Genomic DNA, 24,311 nt, shown 5'->3' with positions numbered 1-24,311 from the left:
CCAAGTTTCGGGCTATTCTTCGCAAATAACGAATCTTCCCGCTGATTCGGCGGATGATCGCGACGCGCGGGGGTATTGCCATGGCATTTTTTAAGCGCGACCTTTTTAAGCGGGAACTCGACCCGATCGAGCGCTTCGAGAACGCGCTAAAGGAGAAGCTGGCGGCCCGGCAGAAGTTGGCCGACCGCTTGAGCATTGCCGAAACGGAACTTGCTGAGAAACGCGCCGCGGCCGAACGGCTGGCGGTCGCAGGAGCTACCGCTGCCCGACTCGATCGCGCAGAAGCCGACATGCGCGCCGTCGATGATCGCACCAAGACGTGGCGCGCCTCGTTGGCGGAGTTCGACGAGCAGGTCGCCTCGGCCGAGCGCGCACTCGCCGATGCCAAGGCGCAGCGTGACCGCGACACGACGGCTGACCAGATCGAAGCGCTGGCTGCGGCGATCGAGCGGGCTGCGCCGGGATTTGATTCCGGCGCTACCGCGCTGGTCGATGCGGTCACCAAGGGCGCGCTGTCGATACCGGAAGCGACCAGGTTCTCGAACAATGTAGATGCCGTGCGCCGGGAAGTTCTGTCGGCGGCGGACTTGATATGCTGGGAACTGCGATCCGCCGCCGTGCGTACACGTGCAGGCAACGCCAACCTCGCCAGCCTCACGCTGTCAGAGTCGGAGCAGCCGCTATCGCCGGAGATCGAGCGGCAATTGATCTACACCCTCCATCCCTTGCTCTGGCGCGAGGACGGCGAGGTGCGCAAGGTTTCGGCCTTTACCCTGGTCGGACTGCCCAAAGCGCTGCTGCCGGTGGCGCTGCAGCATCAGCATGTTGACCATCTCAACGCCCGCCGCGTGCAGACATTGATGCACCTTCATGGCAGCGCGGGGAACGGCGAACCGCAGGACGACGATCCGCAGCTCGTCGACCTCGATGCCTTGCTCTCAGAAGATAAGCCGAGCGCGCAAGCCGACGTTGCCTGAGCGGAACGACGCTCGCTCATGGAGCCGGACCGCGCGCACTCGACCAACCCTTGCGCCAGCGCTACTGACATCCTGCTGGCGGCGGACTGGGTGCACTCGGTGGCGGTTTGAGCAAAGCTGCATTCTTGCGATTGGGGCCCCCCGATCGCTTACGCGTGAGACGGGCCTTGAGTGGTCGCACAGCATCGCGAGAAGCACTGCGAACCGCCACACCTCCGGAGGGTTGAACAGAGTGCTGAATCAGCGCGGCGGCCTCACCGGAAGCTGGAGGACACCGGCGTCACATGCAAGACATGACGCTAGCCGGTATGTGCCTGGCGTGGATCCAATGCCTCTCCCGCTGCGCGCTCTGGATCGCATTCCCGACTGGCTCAAAGGTACCGGGCTCGGAGGAGGTGTCGGTGCGGCAATTGCAGGTGGCGACTGTGAGTGCCGCCGTTAAGGCCTTGATCCGATTCCTTTGGGACCTGCTCTACTTCTTGACCGGCGAAGGCAGCTGGAGCCTGCGTCCTCACGAAAGGGTAGTGATCGAAGCTGTGATCGATACCCTCCCTGAGCACTCCCAAGTGTTGTTGCGCTCTCAATTGAATGCGACCACGTTTGTCCAGCGGTCGCACAAGCAAATTTGCCGGCCGCGCTTCTACACAGCGCCTTATCTTCAAGACCGAAGAGCGGTCGAAGGTGGGGAGTACTCCGAGAAGGTCATCGACGTTCAAGTTGACGTGGACGGTGTGAACGAAGTTGCGCAAGTTGAATTCTTTCGGGGGGCGTAGATAGCATTCAATTCAAACGACCTGCGGCGTACTACGTCGGCAAGAGACTGAGGGTGACGGGCACTCGACCCGGTAAGCCGACCCGTTCGCACGCTGCGGCCATTGATCGGCGCGAGCACGGCGCGGAGCGCTGATCTAGCAGGGTGTAAGGCGCGATCCGCGCCGAAGCCGCGCATATTAGCAGAGTTCCTCCGGAAATCGGGTGGCTGCCACGCCTCCATCCTGCGATCCCACGCGTTCACGAGAGAACGCAATCGCGGTTGGAGACATCAATGAACAATCCAAACATCGCATCGGACAGCGGTCCAGCACCACGAAATCCATTCGGCGTGATGGATGTTCCGCATCCGAACGACGATGACGTGATGCAGTATGCCCGCAACACGATGCCCCTAGAATCTGCGGCCGACGAGAATGCAGAGCCGTGGAGCGCCCAGGATAGCAGCTACCCGCACGGCACCATCGAAGGCCAATGATCGAGCCGCTGGAAGGGAGGTGCGGATCCCACCATTCCGGGCGATACTCCTGATCAATGGAAACAGGGCCGGGGCGAGGCAAAAATCATAGGCGACCGCGTCTACCTGCTGTTCGACTGGGATTCCGGCAAGCGCAGGGGACTGATCGACGCACAGCGCGAAGGCCCGCGGCGGCTGGTCGGCAAATATATCAACCTGGACAACCCGGAGATCACCGTGCCCTGGGTCGGCCTTGTGGTGAGCGATCAGCGGATAGACGGCTATTTCTCACAAGGCCGGGTGGATTTCCGCAGATAACGGCTTTCCGCCTACCCTGCCCTTGCCGCTCGGCGCAGCGATTGCGGCGGCTGGCCGAAGGCACGAATGAAGGCGCGGCGCATCCGTTCGGGATCGCGGAAGCCTGTGGTTTGCGCGACGCGCTCGATCGCCTCGCTGGAAGACTGCACGCGCTGACGCGCCACCTCGATGCGCAACCGCTCCACCGCCTTGGATGGCGTCGTGCCGGTCTCCGCCATGAAGGCGCGGGTGAAATGCCGCGAACTCATGCCAGCCTGCTCGGCGAGATCCTCGACGGTCAGCGGCGCATCGAGGTTTTCCCGTGCCCAGGCCAGCAGCGGCCCGAAACGGCCATTCGGAGCCTTCAATTCCAGCAGTGAGGAGAATTGCGATTGGCCGCCGCTGCGGCGGTGATAGAGCACCAATTGTTTGGCGGTCTTCTGCGCGATGTCGTCGCCGTAATCTTCCGCGATCATCGCCAGCGACAGGTCGATGCCGGCCGATATTCCGGCCGAGGTCCAGACGTCGTCGTCGCGGACGAAGATGCGGTCGGGCTCGAGCTTCACTTGCGGATAGGTCTTCAGAAAGTGCCGCGTGCGCTGCCAATGCGTGGTGGCGCGGCGGCCATCGAGCAGGCCGGCCTCGGCGAGCACGTAAGCGCCGGAGCAAACGCTGGCAATGCGAACGCCACGCCTCGCCATGGCGCGCACGAAACCAAGTGTCTTCTCGCAGGTCGCCGCCTGCCGCACGCCCTCGCCGCCCGCGACCATGAGCGTCGTGATCGCAGATGCCGATTTCAATCCCTTCGCGACGATCTCGACGCCTGACGACGAGCGCACCGGCCCCGGCGTCACTGCCATCACCCGGATCGATGGCGGGGCCTCGGCGTAGCGTGCCGCGATCTCGAAGGCCGAAATCGGCCCGGCAGCGTCGAGCAACTGGAAGTCCGGAAAGATGAGAACGCCGATCATGATGCTGGCTCGCTCTTGGCCTCTGCTCTAACTTTGGCCTATGTCTGAAAATGAGGGAAAAATGCCATTTCGGACACGAAGCGACCATGTCAGGATGCCTTCCGTCAAGCCAAATTTTCCGGAGGTCACGATGTCCGCGCCGTCCCCGACACCCACGCCGCTGCAAATCGGTCTCGTGCTATTCCCGCGCGTCACCCAGCTCGACTTCACCGGCCCCTTGCAGGTGTTCTCCAGCCTGCCCGGCGCAAAAATTCATCTGATCTGGAAGCGGATCGAGCCGGTTACGAGCGACTCCGTCCTAACGCTGACGCCGACCACGACCTTTGCCGAATGCCCGCAACTCGACGTCATCTGCGTGCCCGGCGGGTTCGGCACCGATGACATGATCAACGACGAGGAGATGCTGGCCTTCCTGCGCCAGCAGGCCCCCGGAGCCAAATACATCACCTCGGTCTGCACGGGCTCGCTGGTGCTGGGGGCCGCCGGCCTGCTGAAAGGCTACCGCGCGGCGACGCACTGGACGGCGATGGATTTCCTCTCCGCGTTCGGCGCGATCCCGACCAAGACGCGTGTCTGCGTCGACCGCAACCGCGTCACCGGCGGCGGCGTCACCGCCGGCATCGACTTTGCGCTGACGCTGGTCTCGCTGCTGCACGACCGGCGGACCGCGGAAGCGATTCAGCTCCGCCTCGAATACAATCCCGCGCCGCCGTTCAATTCCGGCTCGCCCGACACGGCGCCGCCGGAAGTCCTCGCCCTCATGAAGGACCGGATTGCGCCAGCGCAAATCCGCCGCGGCGAGATGATCGACCGCGCTGCCGCGCGGCTGGGGTGATGCTGGCAGATTTGTATGGTGTCCGGACGCCGCACGGCAGACAGTGACGCGACGTCAAGCCGGGACCTATCTGCGTTGTAGGTCGCGGCTCTGCGGTGCACTGCTGAAGAGCGCTGCACCGCGTCCGGGACACGTGAGCGTCGCCACAAAGAAAAAGGCCGCCTGGTTGCCCAGACGGCCTTTCCTTTCCTACGGCAGCCACACATTAGCGGGCGATTTCAGGAAATCTGCACCGGGGGCCTATCTCCCAGCCGTTTCCTACTCGGTGGCCGCTGCAAATCGGGGCAGTCGCGAACTGGAGCCCGACACCGACGCGATGGTTTCCCATCTCCGTAAGATGGCCCTATTGAGCCGCAGCCTCGCGGAGAGCACAAGGCGGCCGTGATGGTTGTACCCGCTGATCCCGCTATCCACAGGCGAGCCGGTGCAAAACGGGACCATATGTGCAGCGCAACGCCAGGCTTCAGCCCGGCACGCGCTGACTGCCCTGCGCCAGCCGCGCAAAGATAATGCCGTGCACAATCAGGAACATCGGCACCAACACCGTCGGAATCAGCGACCAGGGCAGCACCTGCACCGCCTCCGAGCCTTCGCCGGCGTGAATGATCTGCAGCGGCGAGCCATTCGCCGAGATAATTCCGAATGCCACCGCGGCCACCAGATCGAGCATGCCGAATGCATTCCAAGTCCAGACCAGCGCCTTGCCTTGGCCGCGCAGCGCGAGCCAGGCCACGGGCAAAGCCAACACGCCGGTGATGATATCGCCCCAACCCGCCGAGGTTGGAAATGGTCCGCCAAGCCGGCCTTCGGCCGCAAGGAGAAGGAAGAATCCTCCCGCCACACGCCAGACGTTGAGGCCGATCAGGAAGGGCATCGGCATCCCGAGCAGCGTAGCCCGCACCGACGGCGAGATCGCCGCCGCAACGGCAGTGGCGACCAGCGGCAACGCGATGACTGTACCGATCGTCGGCGGCCCCAGCGGATTTGACCCGAGGAACAGGTTCGCGCCGGCGAGCGCGGCAGCCAGCCCGGTCCACAGCCCGGCGCCGACCGAAAGCGCGAGACGTTGTGACGTACTGACCGGCATCGCGCCGGTGAGCGCATTGATGCTGACGATGATGGCGATGATGGCGGCAACGAGCACGATAGTTCCGATGAAGTCGAGCATGACATCTCTCCTTTACGTGTAGTTACACCTATCGGAATGAAAAAGCGGTGGGCCGAAGCCCGTTCGTCTCATCCCAGATTCCGGGAATCCAGCAGCTTCAGCGCAGCCTGGCCGTCGGCGCCGAGCAATTTGCCGATATGCGCCTGCGCCTTCGACCAGAACGGAAAGCTGCGGCGCACCACGCTCCTGCCCTGTCCGCTGATGCCGATCATTCGCGCGCGCGGATCGTCGCCGGGCTTGATCGAAATCCACTTTTGCTGCTCGAGCACTGTGAGATTTCGCGTCAGCGTCGTGCGTTCCATGCCGAGAATGCCGGCCAGCTTTCCGATCGGCATCTCCCCCCGCAGCATCAACTGCGACAGGATGGTAAACTGGGTGACCCGAATTCCGGATTCCTGCATGTAGGAATCGTACAACCGCGTGATCTTTCGCGCGGCCTGCCGCGACGCCAGGCAGAAACAGCCGGCGGCGGCCATATAATCAGCGGCGTCAGGGTCATTCGGCTGCTTCATGAAATAAGTGTATCTACACCTATCTACGGCGGCAAGAGCTCCTGAAGGTCTTCCTGCTAAAATAAACGTGAAGTCAGTTTCCCGGCGTCCAGGCCTGGTAGTCGCCGGTCGCCTTAGGGCGGCGGCCGCTGACCAGCGTCGAGCCGGAGGGACGGTAGGCCGCGGGCGTGCCGGTCATGTTCGGAACATGCGGCTTTTCCCATTCCCGCGGCGTATAGTTCTCTTCGGTCGGGGCGACATCGACGGTGTGATGCAGCCAGCCGTGCCATGACGGTGGCACCCGGCTCGCCTCGGCATAGCCATTATAGATCACCCAGCGCCGCTCGAAGCCAAGCGTCGGATCGATCTTGCGGCCTTTGGTGCGGTAGTAGCGGTTGCCCTGCTCGTCCTGGCCGACCAACTCGCCGAATCGCCACGTCCACAATTGCGTGCCGAACGTCTGGCCACTCCACCAGGTGAAAAACTTCAGCAAAAACTGCTTCATGGGGCTCGGCCGGTTCGAGAAAACGTGCCGCTCTGATGCCATCGGCGGGGCGGATTGTCCAGACAAAGGCTGAGATTGCGGCCTTGCCGAGGGCGGTTTTGCCATGCCCGATTGTGCCCGCCCATGGTCGCGGAATCGGCGCAGTCCGTTCATTCCGTATACAGTTCCGCTGCCACAAGCTGAACTGGCGCGCAATCAATGCGCGGGCTCGGGAACGTCCGCCCCTTAAACGGGTTAGGGCCTATATCCCGCAAATGGAGCCTACAATGATCAATCTAAAGGTTTTGAGTACCGCGGCAGCGATCGCGCTTGTGCTGCCGCTGGTTGCACCAAGCTTCAGCGACGCTCAGGCACAGGGCATGGCCGGTGGCCGTGGTGGCGGCGGTGGCGGTGGCGGTGGCGGCGCAGCTATCGGCGGCGGTGGTGGCGGGGGTGGCGGCGGCGGTAGAGGTGGCGGCGGCGGCGTTGCGATCGGTGGAGGTGGCGGCGGTGGCGCGGCAATCGGCGGAGGTGGCGGCTTTAGAGGTGGCGGTCCAGGCATAGCGGCCGGTGGCGGCGCTGGTGTGAGAGGCGGTGGAATGGTCGGAGGAGGACCTGTCGCGACACCGGGCGTCCGCCCTGGTGGCGGCGCAGTTGTCGCGGGCGGCGGCGCGGGGAACTGGTCTGGCGGTGGCTGGCGTGGCCGTCATCACCACCATCACCGTGGCTTCTGGCCGGGCTTCGCGATTGGTGCCGGCATCGGCTCAGCCTACGGCTACTACGGCAACTCCTATTATAACTCCTATTATTACGATGACCCTTACTACTATGACGACACCGTCGTAGCGGCGGCGCCCGTCGGCGATGACGCCGTGGCGTATTGCATGCGCAGGTACAAATCCTACGATCCGGCGTCAGGCACATATCTTGGCTATGACGGCCAACGACACCCCTGCCCGGCGCAATAGCGCGCTATCTTGAAATTGAAGGGCGGCGCATTCCTCTGCGCCGCCCTTTTCGTTCCAGAGTTAGGCCCGTAGCGCCACTGCGACACCACCAAGCGTGAACACCAGCGCGGCGGTTTCGCGCAGACCGAACGGCTCGCGCAGCATCGCCGCCGCCGCCAGCACGCCGATGACGGGAACCAGCAGAGTTCCGATCGAGGCCGTCGCCGCCGGCAGCCGTTCCAGTGCGGCAAACCAGCACACGTAACACAGGCAGAACTGGATCAACGTCATATAGACCAGCGACGCCCAGCCCACCGATGATAGATCAGCCAGTTGCGGCTGCTCGACTGCGAGGCCGACGATCGCGATCGGCAGGCAGCCGAGTCCGATCTGCCAGGCGGCCAGTGACAGCGGAGGCATCGCCAGCGGGAAATGCTTGGTCAAGACGGTGCCGAGCCCGACGCAGACCGCGCCTGCCAGCGCGAACGCGATGCCCGGCAGCTTCTCGACGCTGGCCTCGATGCCATGGCCGCCGATCAAAACGGCGATGCCGGCGAGCGCGACCGTCAGCGCGGCGGCGCGGAGCGGCGACAGCCGCTCACCCAGGATCGGCCATGCCAGAAACGCCACCCAGACCGGGATGGATATGCCGAGGACCGCGGCCTCGCTGGCGTTGAGCCACAACAGCGCCAGCCCCATGAACGCGACCCAGCCGCCGATGGTGAGCGTCGATACCAGCAGGAGCCGCAGCCACATCGGCCGCGGCACGGTCAATTTCTGCCGCCGCGCGAGCGCAAACAGCGCCAGCGCCGCAGCGCCGGCGATGCCGCACAGGCCCCGTGAGGACAATGGCGGCCATTCATTCAGCAAATGTTTCATGATCGGGAAGTTGAGACCCCACCCGACCGACGTGACCGCAAGCAGGATGAGCCCAAAGGGGGACAGCCGTCCCGAAAGCTTGGTCGGCGGCATGGCAGGCTTAGATCCGGAACCGGAATTGCATTTGTTATTGTTCTGACACAGCGAAACGGAATTGCTCTCGACAACTTTTATGTGCACTCTACCATACAGACGACCTGTCGGCGTTTCGACTTAATCGTCGTGTGGGATGTGCGAGTCACTTGGCCGCCGCCCGAGGGAAGAAGGAATCATCGTGCCGCGCGTTCTCGTGGTCGATGACGACCCGATGGCATGCGTTGCCATCGAGGTTTGTCTGACGCGCAAGGGTTTCGAGGTCACCGTTGCCGACGGTGGTGAAGCGGGAATGCGCGCACTTGAATCCGACGATTTCGACGTCATGTTGATCGACGTGTTCATGCCGCATATGCGCGGCTTCGAGTCGATCCGGATGTTTCACGAGCACAGGCCGGACGTGCCCGTTATCGCGATGTCGGGCTATGCGTTCGCCAATGCCGAGCGCGCACCGGATTTCCTGCGGATGACGATCGAGCTCGGTGCGGCATGCTGCCTGCGCAAGCCGTTCACGCCGGAAGCGCTGTTGACCTCGGTCAATCAATGCCTCACCAAACCGAAAGCTTCCGCGCAGCCGTCAAAATAGTGAAATAAGCAACTGGCAATGCCTTCGCAGCGTATCATTCTTGGAATTGGCCTCGCCATCCTCCTCGTTATCGGCGCTGCCTCGATCGGTCTGGATCTCAAGTCGCGGTATGATGCGGCCTCGGTCGACCGCGCGCTCGGAATCCTCAGCAAGCTCTCCGACATGCGCCCCCTGCTGCGCCGCGCTGAAAGCGCCGCGCGCGCCTTCGCGATTACCGGCGATCAGCAATTCGCCAGGGAATACCGCGAGGCCAGCGACGCCATCCTGCTGGCACTGCCGCCGCTGATCGAAGCGGTCAAGGATAATCCCACCGAAAAGCAATTGATCGAAGAGACCAAGGCGCTGGTGGAGCGCCAGATTGCCGTCAATGGCGAGTTGATCAGGCTCCGGAATGCGGGAGACAGCGCCGCGGTCGCGGCGCTCGTCGGCCAGGAGGACCGCGCGGCGACGGCTGCGATCGCCGGAAATCTTGCAAAGGCGGTGGCGGAAGAGCGCCGGTTGCTTTTTGCCAGGCGCGCTGAATCCGACATCAATGGGAGGTTTCTGCTGGCGATCGATCTCGCCGGCGTCGCGCTGATTCTGGTCCTTGCCACCGTTCTGACGGTGTCGACCCGCCGCTCGCGTCGGGAACTGCAGGATTCGCTGAGTGCCAGCAAGGCCACCAACGAGGCGCTGGAGGCCGCGGTTGCCGAGCGCACCGAGCATCTGGTCGCCGCGCATGAGGAACTGCGCCTTTCGGCCGCGGTCTTGCGCAGCACCTTTCACAGCATGGCGGAAGCCGTGCTCGTCATCGACACCAAGGGCGAGATCTTGCTCTCCAATCCGGCCGCCGAGAAGATGCTGCGCTACCGGCCGGGAATGACGATCGAACTGCTGCGCTCGCTCAGCACGGTTTTTCATGCCGACGGCGTCACGCCGCTGCCGCTCCGGGACATGCCCGCCTCGCGCGCGCTGCGCGGCGAAGCGTTCGACGCCAGCGAAATCGTGATGCGCCCCGTCAGCGGCAATCCGCCGGTTCATCTCGTGATCAGCGGCCGGCCGTTGCGCGACGCCTCCGGCGCCATCAGCGGTGCGGCGCTGGTCTATCATGACATCACGGGGTCGCGCGAAACCGAGCACAAGCTGTTGCAGTCGCAGAAGCTCGACGCCATCGGCAAGCTCACCGGCGGCGTCGCCCACGACTTCAACAACATGCTGACCGTGATCACCGGCACCACCGAAACGCTGGTTGCGGGCCTTGCACATGAGCCGGCGCTGCAGAAGACCGCCGAACTGATCGACCAGGCGGCGGAACGCTGCAGCGAGCTGATCCAGCACCTGCTTGCCTTCGCCCGCCGCCAGCCGCTGCAGCCGCGCAACGTCGACATCAACGCCACCGTGCTCGACATCGCAAAACTGCTGCGCCCGACGCTCGGCGAGCAGATCGAGGTCAACTCGATCCTCGATCAGGAAATGGCGACCGCCCATATCGACGCCTCGCAGCTCGCCAACTCCTTGCTCAACATGGCGATCAACGCGCGCGACGCGATGCCGAATGGCGGCAAGCTGTTGCTGGAGACGCGCAACGTCGTGCTCGACGAGGCCTATGCGCAGGCCAATCCGGGCGTGAAGCCCGGCCCCTATGTGATGCTCGCGGTCAGCGATACCGGCGCCGGCATGCCGCAGGACGTGCTGGACAAGGTGTTCGAGCCGTTCTTCACCACCAAGGAAGTCGGCAAGGGATCAGGCCTCGGGCTGAGCATGGTCTACGGCTTCGTCAAGCAATCGGGCGGGCACATCCGCATCTACAGCGAGATCGGCCACGGCACCACGATCAAGCTCTATCTGCCCCCTGCCCGCGGCCAGGTCGAGGCCACGCCGGCTGCAGCCCCGCCGCTGCCGCATGGCAACGAGACCATCATGGTGGTGGAAGACGACGCGCTGGTGCGCAACTTCGTCACCGCGCAGTTGCAGAGTCTCGGCTACCGCACCGTGGCCGCCGCCAATGGGCCGGCGGCGATGAACCTGATTGAAGGCGGCCAGGCATTCGACCTCCTGTTCACCGACGTCATCATGCCCGGCAGCATGACCGGCCGCGAACTGGCGGACAAGGTGTTGAAGCTCCGCCCCGGCGTCAAAGTGTTGTATACGTCCGGCTATACCGACAACGCCATCGTGCACCAGGGCCGGCTCGATGCCGGCGTACTGCTGCTGACGAAACCTTACCGGAAGTCGCAGTTGGCGAACATGGTGCGGCGCGCGCTGTCGGGGTGAACAAGCCGCAAGCCTCTCCCTGGCGGCGTCGTTTTCAATGCCGACTTGATATATGAAAAGGGTGAGACGTTGGACGAAATGATTCGCGGGAAGAGCCAAGGCTGATGGCCGACGTGATCTACAAGCGCTGCTATTTCGATTGGGGCGGACGATGCGCCTACTGCGATGTTGCCCTCTCCCGGCAAAAGACCGGCGGCAAGGTGAAGGCCAGCATCGACCATTTCATCCCGCTCTCAAAGGGAGGCCAGAACGGCAGGAGCAACCGCGTGCTGTCCTGCTACCCCTGCAATCTCGCCAAGGACGATACCGATCCGCGCGAGACCAATCAGTGGCCCCACGTCGAGCAGCGGCTTGCTGAAATCGCCGCTTCACCGCTCATCAGTCACGGGAAGCTCAGACAGCTTATTCCCGAACTGGAGAAACAACTTGGCGCGTGAGAACCCGACCGAAATGTAGTCCGTCGGGCGCGCCATTTCGAACAGGACTCACGCCCCTCACTGCGCCCCCGAGCCGCCCGCGACGATCTTCTCGTTCAGCTTCTGATCGACGGTCTCGACCGTGCGATCGATCTCGGCGCTGGGAGCGCCGAGCTGGTGCGAAATCAACTTCACGAGCAGGTCGACGCGTTCGATGAACGGCGCGCCGGCGGCGACTGCGCGCGCCGCCGATGACGGCTTGAGCAGGCTTTCGGCCGCCTTGGCATATTTCGCGAACGGCACCTGGTCGGCCGGGTCGGCGCCAAGGCGCCGGGCGATGCCGTCGACGTGGTCATAGATTGACTGCGACAGCTTGAGATCGCCGTGCACGGCGTCGCGGATCGACTGCGGCTCGCTCGGGGTGATGCAGCGGTAATTGCCGGTCAAGAGCATCGACCATTTGGCGAGCGGCACGAACAGCGAGTCGAACACCTTCAGCTTCACCGGGACGTCGTGGCCGTCGAGCGTCACCGCGTCGATGTCGGCCTCCAGCTCGCGCAGCAGCTTGTTGTGTTGCTCGTCGGCAAAGGCGGCGGCCTTGAAGTTGGTGGGAAGGCCGACATGCAGCACGTTCGCCGCCTCTTCCGGCGGGCGGAAGGCCTGTGGATCGGGCGAGCAGAGTGACACCAGCCCCGGCTGGAAGCGCTCCCAGACCTGCGCGTTGGTGTAGGCTTCCTCCAGGTCCATATCCGCCAGCGCGGGGATGCGCTTGAGATAGGGCAAGGGCGGCATGTTCATGATCGACAGGCACGGCAATTTTGCCGCGGCGATCTTGATCATCAGAACCCGGATCGTGTGATTGGTGTATTGCGGCTCCTGCATCGCAAGGCCGACCAGATCGTAGCGGGAAAGATTGACCTCGGCGGGCGTGGTCGCATCCAGCTTGCCCGGCAGGTCGCGCGAGAAGATCGCGCGGTGCACGGCCTCATCGCGCAGCTTGATGCGAACTTCGGTGCCGTCGCGGTTGATGAGCTCGGCCGTCTTCTTCCGGCAGACCAGGGTCACGTTATGACCGGCCATCAAAAGCTTCGTCGCCAGCAAGGAGCCGTAGGAGGCCCCCAGGATCAAAACGTTGCGCGCCATACTCTCTCTTTCACAGAAAAAACCAGGCCCTCAGACCTGGCACCCATTATGCCAGAACTTTCCGCCCCGATGCCTACTGCAAACCGGCAGGCATTACAATCGGATACCCGTCCCTGCCCTGTCATGGCCGGGCATAGCCGCCCGAAGGACGGCGTCGCTTGCGCTCGCCTATGTCCCGGCCATCCACGTCTTTTCTTCCACGCGGCGAACAAAGGACGTGGATGCCCGGGACAAGCCCGGGCATGACGACGCCGTGAGACCTGCCTTGCTAGTGCTAAGACCTTGTCGCCAGCACGACGCCGGCCAGCGTAAACACCAGTGCCACGATCTGGATCAGCCCGAGCGGCTCGCCGAGCGCGATCGCCGAGGCCACGACGCCGATGACCGGCACCGCCATGGTGCCGATCGCGGCGACCGAGGCCGGCAGGCGGGCGAGTGCTGCGAACCAGCTCACATAGGCGATGCAGAACTGGATCACGGTCGAATAGATCAGCAGCCACCAGCCGAGCGGCGTCACCTTTTCGATATGCGTGGTCTCGAAGGCGAGGCCGATGATGACGATCGGAAAACATCCGAGCCCGATCTGCCACGCTGCAGCCGGGATCGGCGGCAGCGGCACCGGCAGCTTCTTTGCGAGCACCGTGCCGAGCGCAAAGCCGAACGCGCCGGCGAGCGCCATCACCATGCCCGGCAGTTTTTCCGTCGTCGCCGTGATGCCGTTGCCGCCCATGATGGCTGCGAGCCCCGCAAACGCCATCACCAGCGCCACCGTGCGCAGCACCGTCGGCCGCTCGCCGAGCACCGGCCAGGCCACCAGCGAAGCCCAGACCGGCATGGTGTAGGCGATCAGCGCCGCCTCGCTCGCCGGCAGCCAGAGCAGCGCCAGCCCCATCAAGACCATCCAGCCGGTGACGTTGAGCAGCGCCGAGAGCATCAGCCGCGGCCACAAGTGCCGCTCGACCTTAAGACTCTGCGAGCGCACCAGCGCCAGCACGGCCAGCAGCGCAGCGCCGATCACCCCGGTCGAGCCGCGCAGGGTCAGCGGCGGCAATTCGCTCAGCAGATATTTCGTGACGGGCCAGTTGAAGCCCCAGCCCACCGAGGTGATGGCGAGGAACATCAGGCCTGCCGGCGCGATCCGCGCCGGCGCGGTGGGTTTTGATTCTGTCATGGGGCCCGGCAAGGGATGGAATCGGCCCCCACCTTGCCGCTAATCACGGCGTGCCGCCACGGATGCCCGGGCATGCCAGACCTCCCCTGCCCGTAGCCTTACGTGAGTCTCTCCAGTGCAATCCCGAAAGCTCAAAAAATACCTGCCCTGTGAACAGCGGGACGAAGGCCTCCCTCCACAGGGGACGAACAAATTTTTTGGTTGGGAATCCCTGAGGACTCACTGATACTTGCATCAATCACAGGCGCGGCACCGACCCCTGTTTTCCCGCACTTTCCACCATATTTAGTATTTGATTCAGGAACTCGTACTACTCCTTGACGGGCGTAACGGGTTTGTCCTAGCCTTAGTATTGGACGGCGCGAGTTAAGTTCTGGGTCCCGCCGATCACTCCCAAACGGGTTCCGAACGAGCACTCCGTCAGCCGGTTGAGGCACGGATCGAGGGCTTGTCTGCCCAAAATTCGGGGGTGATCCGGGGCCGAAAAACGAGCCGAATGGCTCAGGCGACGAGTTGCGGCGTTGAGTTCGAGCATGATCCGGAAAGCCGACTAGGGGTAGGCGGCGGACCGATCAGGCTCAAAGCCAAGGGATGGGGTTGGCCTCGCCGTTAGGCGGGACGAACCCTTGGGGTGGCGAAAGCAGAAACAGGGCCGGGTTCACCGGTAGAGCTGGCGGATCTCAAGGGCCAAGGTTGTCTTCAACCTTGGTCCCGAAGGTTCGCTCACTGAAACATCCGGCAACCGCCAGGAAATGCGGACCGGGCAAGAAGACGGGGCACTAAAAATGCGAATCGAGCGGCGCAACACCACTTCCGGCCAGTCACCCTATGCAGGGATTGATTTCAGGCTGACGACATCGGAGATCCGCAACCCCGACGGTTCGATCGTGTTCCGGCTGGAAAATGTCGAGGTGCCCCAGTTCTGGTCGCAGGTCGCCTCCGACGTCCTCGCCCAGAAGTATTTCCGCAAAGCCGGCGTCGCCGCGTGCCTGAAAAAGGTCGAGGAAGAGACGGTCCCCTCGTGGCTGTGGCGCTCGGTGCCCGACAACGAGGCGCTCGCCCTGCTGCCCGAAAGCGAGCGCTATGTCGGCGAAATCTCAGCCAAGCAGGTGTTCGATCGCCTCGCCGGCTGCTGGACCTATTGGGGCTGGAAGGGCGGTTACTTCTCCAGCGATGAAGACGCGCAGGCGTTCTACGACGAGCTGCGCTACCAGCTTGCAAAACAGATGGTCGCGCCGAACTCGCCGCAGTGGTTCAACACCGGGCTGCATTGGGCCTACGGCATCGACGGCCCCGGCCAGGGCCACCATTACGTCGATCCGTTCACGGGGAAGCTGACCAAGTCGAAGTCGGCTTACGAGCATCCGCAGCCGCACGCCTGCTTCATCCAGGGCGTGGGTGACGACCTCGTCAACGAGGGCGGCATCATGGACCTCTGGGTGCGTGAGGCGCGCCTGTTCAAATACGGCTCCGGCACCGGCTCCAACTTCTCCCGCCTGCGCGGCGAAGGCGAGCGCCTGTCCGGCGGTGGCCGCTCGTCCGGCCTGATGAGCTTCCTCAAGATCGGCGACCGCGCAGCCGGCGCCATCAAGAGCGGCGGCACCACGCGCCGCGCGGCCAAGATGGTCGTGGTCGACGTCGACCATCCCGATATCGAGACCTATATCGACTGGAAGGTGAAGGAGGAGCAGAAGGTTGCCGCTCTCGTCACCGGCTCCAAGATCAACCAGAAGCACCTCAAGGCCGTGCTCAAGGCCTGCGTCAACTGCGAAGGCAGCGGCGACGATTGCTTCGATCCCGAAAAGAACCCTGCCCTCCGCCGCGAGATCAAGCTCGCGCGCCGCGCGCTGGTGCCCGACAACTACATCAAGCGGGTGATCCAGTTCGCCAAGCAGGGCTACAAGGACATCGACTTCCCGATCTACGACACCGATTGGGATTCGGAGGCCTACCTCACGGTATCCGGCCAGAACTCCAACAACTCGGTCTCGCTGAAGGACGATTTCCTCCGTGCTGTCGAAACCGACGGCGACTGGAATCTGATCGGCCGCACCAACAAGAAGATTACAAAAACTCTCAAGGCCCGCGAGCTCTGGGAGAAGATCGGCCACGCCGCCTGGGCGTCCGCCGATCCCGGCCTGCACTTCAACACCACCATGAACGACTGGCACACCTGCAAGGCATCGGGCGAGATCCGCGCGTCGAACCCGTGCTCGGAATACATGTTCCTGGACGACACGGCGTGTAACCTCGCGTCCGCGAACCTGATCACGTTCTATTCGACCACCACCAAGCGGTTCGACGTCGAATCCTACGAGCACCTGTGCCGGCTCTGGACCATCGTGCTCGAAATCTCCGTGATGATGGCGCAATTCCCGTCCAAGGCGATCGCCGAACTCTCCTATGAGTTCCGCACGCTGGGCCTCGGCTTTGCCAACATCGGCGGCCTCCTGATGACCATGGGCCTGCCCTATGATAGCAAGGAAGGCCGCTCGCTGTGCGGCGCGCTGACCGCTGTGATGACCGGCATCGCCTACAAGACCTCGGCCGAGATGGCGGCCGAGCTCGGCACCTTCCCCGGCTACAAGAAGAACGCCCAGCACATGCTGCGCGTGATCCGCAACCACCGCCGCGCCGCCCACGGCAACGCGTCGGGTTATGAAGCGCTCGCCGTCAACCCGGTGCCGCTCGATCACGCCTCCTGCCCGCAAAGCGACATCATCGCGCATGCGACCAAGGCGTGGGACGACGCCCTCGCGCTCGGCGAAACCAACGGCTTCCGCAACGCGCAGACCACGGTGGTGGCGCCGACCGGCACCATCGGCCTGGTGATGGATTGCGACACGACAGGCATCGAGCCTGATTTCGCGCTGGTGAAATTCAAGAAGCTCGCCGGCGGCGGCTACTGGAAGATCATCAACCAGGCCGTCCCCGAGGCGCTGCGCGCGCTCGGCTACCGCGAAAGCGACATCGCGGAGATCGAGGCCTACGCCGTCGGCCATGGCTCGCTCTCCAACGCCCCCGGCATCAACGCCTCCACCCTGAAGGCAAAAGGCTTCACCGATGAAGCACTGGCCAAGGTAGAAAAGGCGCTGCCGACCGCGTTCGACATCAAGTTCGCCTTCAACAAGTGGACTTTTGGCGAAGATTTCCTGCGCGACACGCTGAACCTCGCCCCCGAAGTCATCGCAGCCCCCGGCTTCGATCTGCTCGCCGCGCTCGGCTTCTCCAAGCGCGAGATCGAGGCGGCGAATGTGCACATCTGCGGTGCGATGACCGTGGAAGGCGCGCCGCATCTGAAGGCCGAGCACTATCCGGTGTTCGACTGCGCCAACCCCTGCGGCAAGATCGGCAAGCGCTATCTCTCGGTCGAGAGCCACATCCGCATGATGGCGGCCTCGCAGCCGTTCATCTCGGGCGCGATTTCGAAGACCATCAACATGCCGAACGACGCCACGGTCGAGGATTGCAAGGCGGCGTATCTCCTCTCCTGGAAGCTCGCGCTGAAGGCCAACGCGCTCTACCGCGACGGCTCGAAGCTGAGCCAGCCCTTGAACTCGCAGCTCATCTCAGACGATGACGACGAGGACGATGCGGTGGAGGCGCTCTACGAGAAGCCGATGGCCGCGCGTGCCGCCCAGGTCTCGGAAAAGATCGTCGAGAAACTGGTCGAGCGTATCGTCGTGATGCGCGAGCGCGAGAAGATGCCGGATCGCCGCAAGGGTTACACCCAGAAGGCGGTGGTCGGCGGCCATAAGGTCTACTTGCGTACCGGCGAGTATGACGACGGCCGTCTCGGCGAGATCTTCATCGACATGCACAAGGAAGGCGCAGCACTCCGCTCCTTCATCAACAACTTCGCCATCGCGGTCTCGCTCGGCCTGCAATACGGCGTGCCGCTGGAGGAATATGTCGACGCCTTCACCTTCACCCGCTTCGAGCCGGCGGGCCCCGTGCAGGGCAACGACAGCATCAAGTACGCGACCTCGATCCTCGACTATGTGTTCCGCGAACTCGCGGTCAGCTACATGTCGCGCTTCGACCTCGCCCATGTCGATCCGACCGAGTCGAATTTCGACGCGCTCGGCAAGGGCGTCGAGGAAGGCAAGGAGCCGTCCGACGGCCACCAGGCCACCAAATATCTGTCCAAGGGCCTGACCCGCTCGCGCACGGATAATCTGGTGGTGATGCGCGGCGGCGATGTCGATGCCCGCGGCTCGGGCAACGTCACCGCGATCGGCGGCCACGGCGCAAACGCCCGCCTCGCCGACACCCTCGAAGGCGCGGTTGCCCTGAAGCAGGAAGCGAGCCACGACCTTTCGCCGACGGAAAGGCTGCAATGGAGCAAGGCCGGCAGCGCCGCAGTCGCCGTCGCCCCCTCCAAGGCCGAGCGCCGCGCAGAAGCCAAGGCCAAAGGCTACGAAGGCGAGATGTGCTCGGAGTGCGGCAACTTCACGCTGGTGCGGAATGGGACCTGCATGAAGTGCGATACGTGTGGGAGCACGACGGGGTGCTCGTGAGCCCTTTTAACAATAAACGGGCGGCTCTCGCCGCCCGTTTTTCTAAGGCGATGTCGAGGAGAACTGGTAACAAGGAGGCAAAAGGCTCATCGTGCTTTTCTCCGAAAGATTTCGAATTACGAAGTCAAAAGAGGATGTGTGGTTCGATCCCATTCTGTTTGCCGACACAAAATTATTCATCGATCCATTTCTCATTTTTGACAATGAAGGCACCGAAGAATTTAAGGGTAGCCACGCTGAAGTAGTCCAGTTCTTCGATTTTGTGTTCAAGTTGATCGCACAGAGCAAGGGACAAACTTCATCTCCACATTGGAAGCAAGCAGTCACCCTCCTAGAGCTGGGCGAAGTGCACGAGCTTTGCATCGGATATTCCGGAAGCGGCACTCAAGGCGCAGGTTCGGGTCGAGGGCTGGCAACGCAAATGGCGCGCGGCCTTTACGCTGCTGTCCAGCAAGGGGTAACTCGCCTTGAACACTTTGAAGAAGTGCAAATATTCGAAGAACGAATTGGCGCTGACCGAATAAGTGACGCGACGGCCGGAATTTTGAGAAATCGGCTTGCCAAGTATACCGAAGCGATAGCCAAGAAATACGAATTGCCTACCCAGGAGATCCGGTATCTTCGCGCCTTTTTCGATATCACAAGAGGAAGATGGCAAGCTGCTCGCTATGAACTCCCGTTAAACCCTTACTCGGAACATCCAGTGTTACTGGTCCCTGAGGATTATTTGAGGGCGCTGCCAACCATAAATCCAAGCGACTTCTGGGATTATTGTTTCGACACTCAAAATGAGACTATTCGTCGAGAATTTGGCAACGACATTACCAGGAATGTGGACAAGGCAACTATAATCGATCTGGCGCGACGACACCCAGAACTTCGCGAAAAGTACGTCAAGGCAAAAGAAACGGAAGGCAGCGAACCGTACAATCTGAACACAGACCCACATGGCTACTACCAACCTTATTTGGTGGCTCGAGGCTGGGCGGGTAAGAACATCGTTCATTGCCTAATCGCCTCTTCTGATGATTTATTTCGTTCAATCTTGCAATTCACAAACCAGTATAAGAATTACGTTGAGAACAATGAGGGGTGGAGACTTCTTTGGAATGACGACAAGAGTCCGAAGCGAGAAATCGCGTTTCAAGCATTGTTCTCTGGCGTGATTATTCCTTTTTGCCAAGCTAATAATATAGACATCTCGAAAGAAGCGAACATCGGCCGTGGACCTGTCGATTTCAAGTTCTCGCAAGGTTATTCGAGCCGAGTACTCCTTGAGGCGAAGCTTGCGAGCAATTCAAAATTTTGGTCCGGGCTTACCAAGCAGTTGCCTATGTATCTCAAGGCAGAACAGATCGACAAAGGTATCTTTCTAGTAGCTTGTCAGCGAGAGGCTGACTTTAAGCGCATTCCAGGAATTAGTACTATCGCGGCAGAAGTCAGCGCTGGCGCGAACGTGCAGATCGAGGTCATTGCGGTAGATTGTCTCTATGGACCGCCATCGGCGTCCAAGCTTTAACAAGTACTCGTAGGGCGGATTAGCGAAGCGTAATCCGCCACCCGCTCGCGGCAGGTCGGGTAGCGTTGTCCTAACCCACCTATTGGCTGACGCGGGGTCAGCGAGAGCAAGCGTAGCGGGGCGCCACTCCAAGCGACCGAGTCGGCGGGGTTACGCTTCGCTAACCCGCTCTACTCGCTCAATGATCCTCATCGATTGAGGCTTGACTGGCCCTCGATCTTATCGACGACGAGATCGAACGGGTGCAGCCGTTGCGAAACTCATCACGAGGCCAGCTTTCGAACTTGATCGCGGTACGATCGACGCTACAACCACGGTGCGAACGATATCTTTGAACTGAAGCGACGGGGGGACCGGGGCGTGGCGACAGGCATGCATGATGAGCTATCTCCAGGGATAAGCCTGCTTAAGGTCGCGCTCAAGTCGGCACCTGCGCTTCTCTGCTTAGGCCTGTTGACGGGCTGCGTGGAGACAAAAACCACGACGTACGAGCCGCAGAACCGGGCCTTGGATGCGCGACAGGCGCGGCTCTACTTCATTCGACATCCCAGTACGCTGAATGGATTCGGCGCCCCGCCCATCAAGGTCGATGGCAAGCTGGTCGGCGAACTCGGCGCCGGCAGCTACTTCATCACCGACCGGCCGGCAGGAACGCACAAGCTGACGATCATGGATGTCCGAAATCAGGTGTCCTGCGAGAGCGACGTCACCATTGCGCCCGGCATGTCCTATTATTTCGAGTTGGGGCCGCAAGTCCGCACCAACATTGATGCGATCAATGCTGCTACGTCATGGGGAGTTACAGGACGCCCAATCCCGTGCGGATATGCCGAGCTGGCGCGGATGATGTTCTATTCACTCGACGCGACGACAGGCGCCGCCGTCATCGCAAAGCTGAAGGAGCGGAATTCTTAGGTCGTAGAAAGCATGGCTGAGGCGCTCGAACGGCTGAGGGGCAAAGGGCTCCTTGAGCAAGCGTAGCCCCGGATGAGCGCAACGACATCCGGGGGACGTCCTATTGACGGATCGCAATTTTCACAGCACCTCGCGTCGCTCACGCGGACTACTCGCCGCCACCACGATCGGTCGTTTCAAGCGCTTGAACTTCCGTTAGTTAGTGCGATTTACGGTTCTTGTCCCTCAGAGCCCAGCGTTTGGCCAGCTTCACCATCTCGGCGTAACTGCCTCTTTCGCCTGGCAGCGCTTGGATGTGCTCGATGAAGCGCCCAGTATCTGCATATGCTCGCCTTAACTCACCGGACCAAAACTCATAGCAAACGTTATCGTCGAAGACTTCGTTAAGGATCCCGACTGCTATCAACTCGTGGAGATTTAAATAATCTCGCATTGCATAGTAGTGACCAGTACCAATGAACTCGCTGAAATCACCTCCTTCATTTAGTTCTTTAAGGACATCACTAGCGGCCACAAATTTTGTGTGAGAGGCAAGTGTATCCTTGTCCATTTCAGTCTTTAGGAAAAAATCGATTGCAGCTCGCTTCCTTGCGATTTCGCGTTGGCTTTGTACAGACTTATAGGCGACTAACAGCGCTCCGCCGGCAATCACCGCCGTCATCCATTGCGGGGCACTGCCCCAGTCGACCGCGCTTTTCACCCATTGAAGCGCACTGCCCCAGTCGATCATATCCTCTCTCCTATCCTGGGCCTCTTAATCCTGAGCCTTCCCCCGTCGCTGATGGCTGTCAATTGACCAATCTGCTCGCGCTACTTGTGGGACGAATTAGCGCAGCGTAGTCCGCCGCCGCGACTCAACCAAACGGCGAACTACGCCTGTCATCGGGCCGCGCCTTGCGCGGACCCGGTAGGCTGATCCGGCCGCACGTGTCGAGCCTCACGGCGGCGGCATGAGCGGCATCTTACTTTGCCAGCCCGAGCGACTTCAGCGCCTTGCCGTTGTCCTCGTTGTCCGCCTTCATGAACTCCGCAAACTTCGCCGAATCCAGATAGATCATGTCGAAGCCGCGCCTGTTCATGAACTCCTTGAACTCCTCGCTGTCCCAGATCTTCTTGATCGCGGTCTCGTACTGCGCGGCAATCTCCTTCGGCAGGCCCTTGGGCGCCGCAAAGCCGCGCCACACACCCTTGTGCCACTTGTGACCGGTCGCCTCCTCGGTGGTCGGCACGTCAGGGAAGTTCGGCGCGCGCTTGGGCGAGAAGAACACGAGGCTGCGGATACGCCCCGCCTTGATCAGCGCCTCGGCTTCCGGCATCGAGCACGCGACGAAGTCGACGCCGCCGGCCGCGAGATCGGTCAGCGCGGTCGCAGCTCCCGTGGACGGCACCCAACGGATCGAGCCGGGCGAAACGCCGTCGGCCTGCATCAGGCCGGCGAGGGCGACATGCCAGCTTCCGCCCTGCCCCGTGCCTGAGGCCACCACCTTGTTCGGGTTCGCCTTGATATGCTCGAACAGCTCCTTGACGGTCTTGTAGGGCGAGTCCGCCTTCACGTGGATCGCGGCGGGGTCCTGGTTGACCAGCGCGATCGGCGTGTACTTCTCGAAGGTAAGATCGGTGAGCCCCACCCAGTGCATCAGGTTGATCTCGAGCGTGATGAGACCGAACGTGTAACCGTCAGGCGCGGCTGACGCGATCGCCTGGTGGCCGACCACGCCAGACCCGCCGGTGCGGTTCACGACGTTCACCGGCTGCTTGAGATCGCGTTCCAGCATGTGGGCAATCTGGCGCGCGACCGCGTCGGTGCCGCCGCCGGCGGCCCACGGCACGATCAGCGTGATCGGCCGCTCCGGGAAGGCCCCTTGCGCGTTTCCGGCGCCGAGCAGGCTTGCGGCCGCAAGCACGAAAAACGCGAAATTTCTGACATGTCGAAACATTCGCAAACCCTCCCGCTTTGTTTTTGATGCGCCGAGTGAGACACCGCGACGCTGCGCTTATGCGCTGTCAGCCATTCGGACGGCGGAGCGCCGGCATGTCAAGGGAAGCAAACGCAGGGCGGGCTAGCTAGCCAACCTGTCCGCCGTAGCTCGCAGAGCGAAGGCGGAAGGCGTAATCCGCCATTCCAAGTGACCAAGTCGGCGGGCTACGCGGAGTTTATCATCGGGCGCGCGTTCGCGCGACCCGTTGGCTAACCCGCCCTACTCACTGCGCTCATCCGGGCTGCGCTCGCTACTTTGCATGGGGTTATTTTCGCGATTTTGTGTCTGGGCCCTGCGGTGCACTCCGGAAGAGTGTCTGCACCGCGTCCGGGAAGCGATCGTCAGCAAGCAGCGGCGCGGAGACATCCGGGCCGCGCCCGCCTTGATTGTTGAACGACAAACATCTTCTTGCAGTTGCGTCCCACCAAAACGGTTTTTCACTGCCTGGCGCCATGCCTAACGCGCGTGGTGTGGCAGCCGGCACACACTTCGGTCTTAAGCGCGTCGTCGCTCACGAAACGGCCGCGCTGTTCACAGACTTGCCGCAAATGGGTGTGGAACTTTCACGGGGACAATTAGCCGAGTATCAATCCATGCGTTTGTCAGCTCTCACGACCGCCGTCGCCGAGCGCGCCGCCGTGCTGTGTTGTGTCTTGTTTATGGTGATAAGCGCTCAAGCGCTCGCGCAGTCGTCGGCCACGGACAATCCCAGCCCGACCGCAGCGCAACCTTCCGAGCCCGCGCAGGAAAAGCCTCCGGCCGCTGCAGAAGAGAAGCCGCCTGCCGCTGATGACAAGCCCGCCATCGCCGAGCAGACGCCGGCGCCCGCGGAAGAGAAACCGGCCATCGCGCAGGACAAGCCCGCCGCGGTCGAGCAGAAGTCGGCTGCTGCGGACGACAAGCCTGCCCTCGTCGAGCAGAAGCCGGCCCCCGCCGAGGAGAAACCAGCCATCGCGCAGGACAAGCCCGCAGCGTCCGAGGAGAAGGCGGCTGCCCCGGACGACAAGCCTGCCATCGTCGAGCAGAAGCCCGCCCCTGCCGAGCCGAAGCCAACGGTGGCGCAGGACAAGCCTGCAGCCGTCGAGGAGAAGGCGGCTGCCGTGGACGACAAAACTGCCACCATAGAGCAGAAGCCGACCGTCCCGGACGCGAAGCCTGCTGATGTCGCGCAGAAGCCGGCTCCCGCGGGGGGAAAGCCGGCGGTTGCGCACCAGAAGCCCGCCTTGAAGCAGAAGTCTGTCGCCAAGCAATCAAAGATCGCTAGCCGCAGCGAAGGGACAGAGCAGAGTAGATCGCTGCAGCCGGCCGGGGCAGCCCACAAGACAGCCCGCAAGCCGCGCGAGCGGACCATGGTCATGTTCTGCACCCGCTTCCGCACCTACAATCCGTCGTCCGGGACTTACCGGGGCTACGACGGCCAGACGCATTCTTGCCGATAG

The 24,311-nt window shown here is 62.4% G+C and carries 21 protein-coding genes; 12 read left to right on the top strand and 9 right to left on the bottom strand.

Annotation, left to right across the window (positions count from 1 at the left end; genetic code table 11):
• Positions 1-80: 80 nt before the first annotated feature.
• The 3 genes from ACH79_RS31170 to ACH79_RS44395 all read left to right on the top strand — a co-directional run bounded on the left by ACH79_RS31170 (position 81) and on the right by ACH79_RS44395 (position 2,226).
• Positions 81-977, top strand: a complete 897-nt coding sequence (locus ACH79_RS31170) for a hypothetical protein (protein WP_161854363.1) — start codon at positions 81-83, stop codon at positions 975-977.
• Between the two features lie 284 nt (positions 978-1,261).
• Complete coding sequence (locus tag ACH79_RS31165; protein ID WP_161854362.1) at positions 1,262-1,750, top strand: hypothetical protein; 489 nt, start codon at positions 1,262-1,264, stop codon at positions 1,748-1,750.
• Positions 1,751-2,022: 272 nt separating this feature from the next.
• Complete coding sequence (locus tag ACH79_RS44395) at positions 2,023-2,226, top strand: hypothetical protein (protein ID WP_246738206.1); 204 nt, start codon at positions 2,023-2,025, stop codon at positions 2,224-2,226.
• A 308-nt stretch (positions 2,227-2,534) separates the two neighbouring features.
• Here ACH79_RS44395 and ACH79_RS31155 read toward each other — a convergent pair whose 3' ends face one another.
• Positions 2,535-3,473 carry a GlxA family transcriptional regulator gene (locus ACH79_RS31155; RefSeq protein WP_161854361.1) on the bottom strand — a complete coding sequence of 313 codons (939 nt, stop codon included), beginning with the start codon at positions 3,471-3,473 and terminating at the stop codon, positions 2,535-2,537.
• 130 nt (positions 3,474-3,603) lie between these two features.
• Between ACH79_RS31155 and ACH79_RS31150 the strand changes: the two genes are divergently transcribed.
• Positions 3,604-4,308: a DJ-1/PfpI family protein gene (locus ACH79_RS31150; RefSeq protein WP_161854360.1), complete on the top strand. Its 705-nt coding sequence runs from the start codon at positions 3,604-3,606 to the stop codon at positions 4,306-4,308.
• Between the two features lie 463 nt (positions 4,309-4,771).
• Here ACH79_RS31150 and ACH79_RS31145 read toward each other — a convergent pair whose 3' ends face one another.
• The 3 genes from ACH79_RS31145 to ACH79_RS31135 all read right to left on the bottom strand — a co-directional run bounded on the left by ACH79_RS31145 (position 4,772) and on the right by ACH79_RS31135 (position 6,472).
• Entirely contained in the window at positions 4,772-5,476 is a 705-nt protein-coding gene (locus ACH79_RS31145) for a hypothetical protein (RefSeq protein ID WP_161854359.1), read from the bottom strand.
• Between the two features lie 68 nt (positions 5,477-5,544).
• Positions 5,545-5,988 carry a MarR family winged helix-turn-helix transcriptional regulator gene (locus ACH79_RS31140; protein WP_161854358.1) on the bottom strand — a complete coding sequence of 148 codons (444 nt, stop codon included), beginning with the start codon at positions 5,986-5,988 and terminating at the stop codon, positions 5,545-5,547.
• 73 nt (positions 5,989-6,061) lie between these two features.
• Entirely contained in the window at positions 6,062-6,472 is a 411-nt protein-coding gene (locus ACH79_RS31135) for an NADH:ubiquinone oxidoreductase subunit NDUFA12 (protein ID WP_161854357.1), read from the bottom strand.
• A gap of 266 nt (positions 6,473-6,738) precedes the next feature.
• Between ACH79_RS31135 and ACH79_RS31130 the strand changes: the two genes are divergently transcribed.
• On the top strand, positions 6,739-7,419 hold the full coding sequence (locus tag ACH79_RS31130; protein ID WP_161854356.1) for a BA14K family protein: 681 nt from the start codon (positions 6,739-6,741) through the stop codon (positions 7,417-7,419).
• 60 nt (positions 7,420-7,479) lie between these two features.
• Here ACH79_RS31130 and ACH79_RS31125 read toward each other — a convergent pair whose 3' ends face one another.
• Positions 7,480-8,370, bottom strand: coding sequence for a DMT family transporter (locus ACH79_RS31125; RefSeq protein ID WP_161854355.1), 891 nt, complete (start codon positions 8,368-8,370; stop codon positions 7,480-7,482).
• Between the two features lie 181 nt (positions 8,371-8,551).
• Here ACH79_RS31125 and ACH79_RS31120 point away from each other — a divergent pair, with 181 nt between their 5' ends.
• The 3 genes from ACH79_RS31120 to ACH79_RS31110 all read left to right on the top strand — a co-directional run bounded on the left by ACH79_RS31120 (position 8,552) and on the right by ACH79_RS31110 (position 11,646).
• The gene (locus ACH79_RS31120; RefSeq protein WP_161854354.1) at positions 8,552-8,956 is read left to right on the top strand and encodes a response regulator; all 405 of its coding nucleotides are present in this window, start codon (positions 8,552-8,554) and stop codon (positions 8,954-8,956) included.
• A gap of 18 nt (positions 8,957-8,974) precedes the next feature.
• Positions 8,975-11,209, top strand: coding sequence for a CHASE3 domain-containing protein (locus ACH79_RS31115; protein ID WP_161854353.1), 2,235 nt, complete (start codon positions 8,975-8,977; stop codon positions 11,207-11,209).
• A gap of 104 nt (positions 11,210-11,313) precedes the next feature.
• Complete coding sequence (locus ACH79_RS31110) at positions 11,314-11,646, top strand: HNH endonuclease (RefSeq protein ID WP_161854352.1); 333 nt, start codon at positions 11,314-11,316, stop codon at positions 11,644-11,646.
• A 57-nt stretch (positions 11,647-11,703) separates the two neighbouring features.
• Here ACH79_RS31110 and ACH79_RS31105 read toward each other — a convergent pair whose 3' ends face one another.
• Positions 11,704-12,768, bottom strand: coding sequence for a ketopantoate reductase family protein (locus ACH79_RS31105; RefSeq protein ID WP_161854351.1), 1,065 nt, complete (start codon positions 12,766-12,768; stop codon positions 11,704-11,706).
• A 274-nt stretch (positions 12,769-13,042) separates the two neighbouring features.
• Positions 13,043-13,939 (bottom strand): DMT family transporter, encoded by an 897-nt coding sequence (locus ACH79_RS31100; RefSeq protein ID WP_161854350.1) that lies wholly within the window; start codon positions 13,937-13,939, stop codon positions 13,043-13,045.
• 785 nt (positions 13,940-14,724) lie between these two features.
• On the opposite strand from ACH79_RS31100, the gene ACH79_RS31095 reads away from it, so the two are divergent.
• From ACH79_RS31095 to ACH79_RS31085, 3 genes are all read left to right on the top strand, one after another.
• Entirely contained in the window at positions 14,725-18,459 is a 3,735-nt protein-coding gene (locus ACH79_RS31095) for a vitamin B12-dependent ribonucleotide reductase (RefSeq protein ID WP_161854349.1), read from the top strand.
• A gap of 91 nt (positions 18,460-18,550) precedes the next feature.
• A complete protein-coding gene (locus tag ACH79_RS31090) occupies positions 18,551-19,978 on the top strand; it encodes a hypothetical protein (protein ID WP_161854348.1) in 1,428 nt (475 codons plus the stop codon).
• A gap of 360 nt (positions 19,979-20,338) precedes the next feature.
• The gene (locus ACH79_RS31085; protein WP_161854347.1) at positions 20,339-20,893 is read left to right on the top strand and encodes a DUF2846 domain-containing protein; all 555 of its coding nucleotides are present in this window, start codon (positions 20,339-20,341) and stop codon (positions 20,891-20,893) included.
• A 199-nt stretch (positions 20,894-21,092) separates the two neighbouring features.
• Here ACH79_RS31085 and ACH79_RS31080 read toward each other — a convergent pair whose 3' ends face one another.
• Both ACH79_RS31080 and ACH79_RS31075 read right to left on the bottom strand, forming a co-directional pair.
• Positions 21,093-21,623: a DUF4760 domain-containing protein gene (locus ACH79_RS31080; RefSeq protein WP_161854346.1), complete on the bottom strand. Its 531-nt coding sequence runs from the start codon at positions 21,621-21,623 to the stop codon at positions 21,093-21,095.
• Positions 21,624-21,855: 232 nt separating this feature from the next.
• Complete coding sequence (locus ACH79_RS31075; protein ID WP_161854345.1) at positions 21,856-22,830, bottom strand: tripartite tricarboxylate transporter substrate binding protein; 975 nt, start codon at positions 22,828-22,830, stop codon at positions 21,856-21,858.
• Between the two features lie 635 nt (positions 22,831-23,465).
• Between ACH79_RS31075 and ACH79_RS31070 the strand changes: the two genes are divergently transcribed.
• Entirely contained in the window at positions 23,466-24,311 is an 846-nt protein-coding gene (locus ACH79_RS31070; protein WP_161854344.1) for a BA14K family protein, read from the top strand.

Origin of the sequence: Bradyrhizobium sp. CCBAU 051011, from assembly GCF_009930815.1 — a bacterium.
Taxonomy (GTDB): domain Bacteria; phylum Pseudomonadota; class Alphaproteobacteria; order Rhizobiales; family Xanthobacteraceae; genus Bradyrhizobium.
The sequence above is the reverse complement of the archived record's forward strand: the minus strand, read 5'-3'. Positions and strand labels throughout refer to the sequence as shown.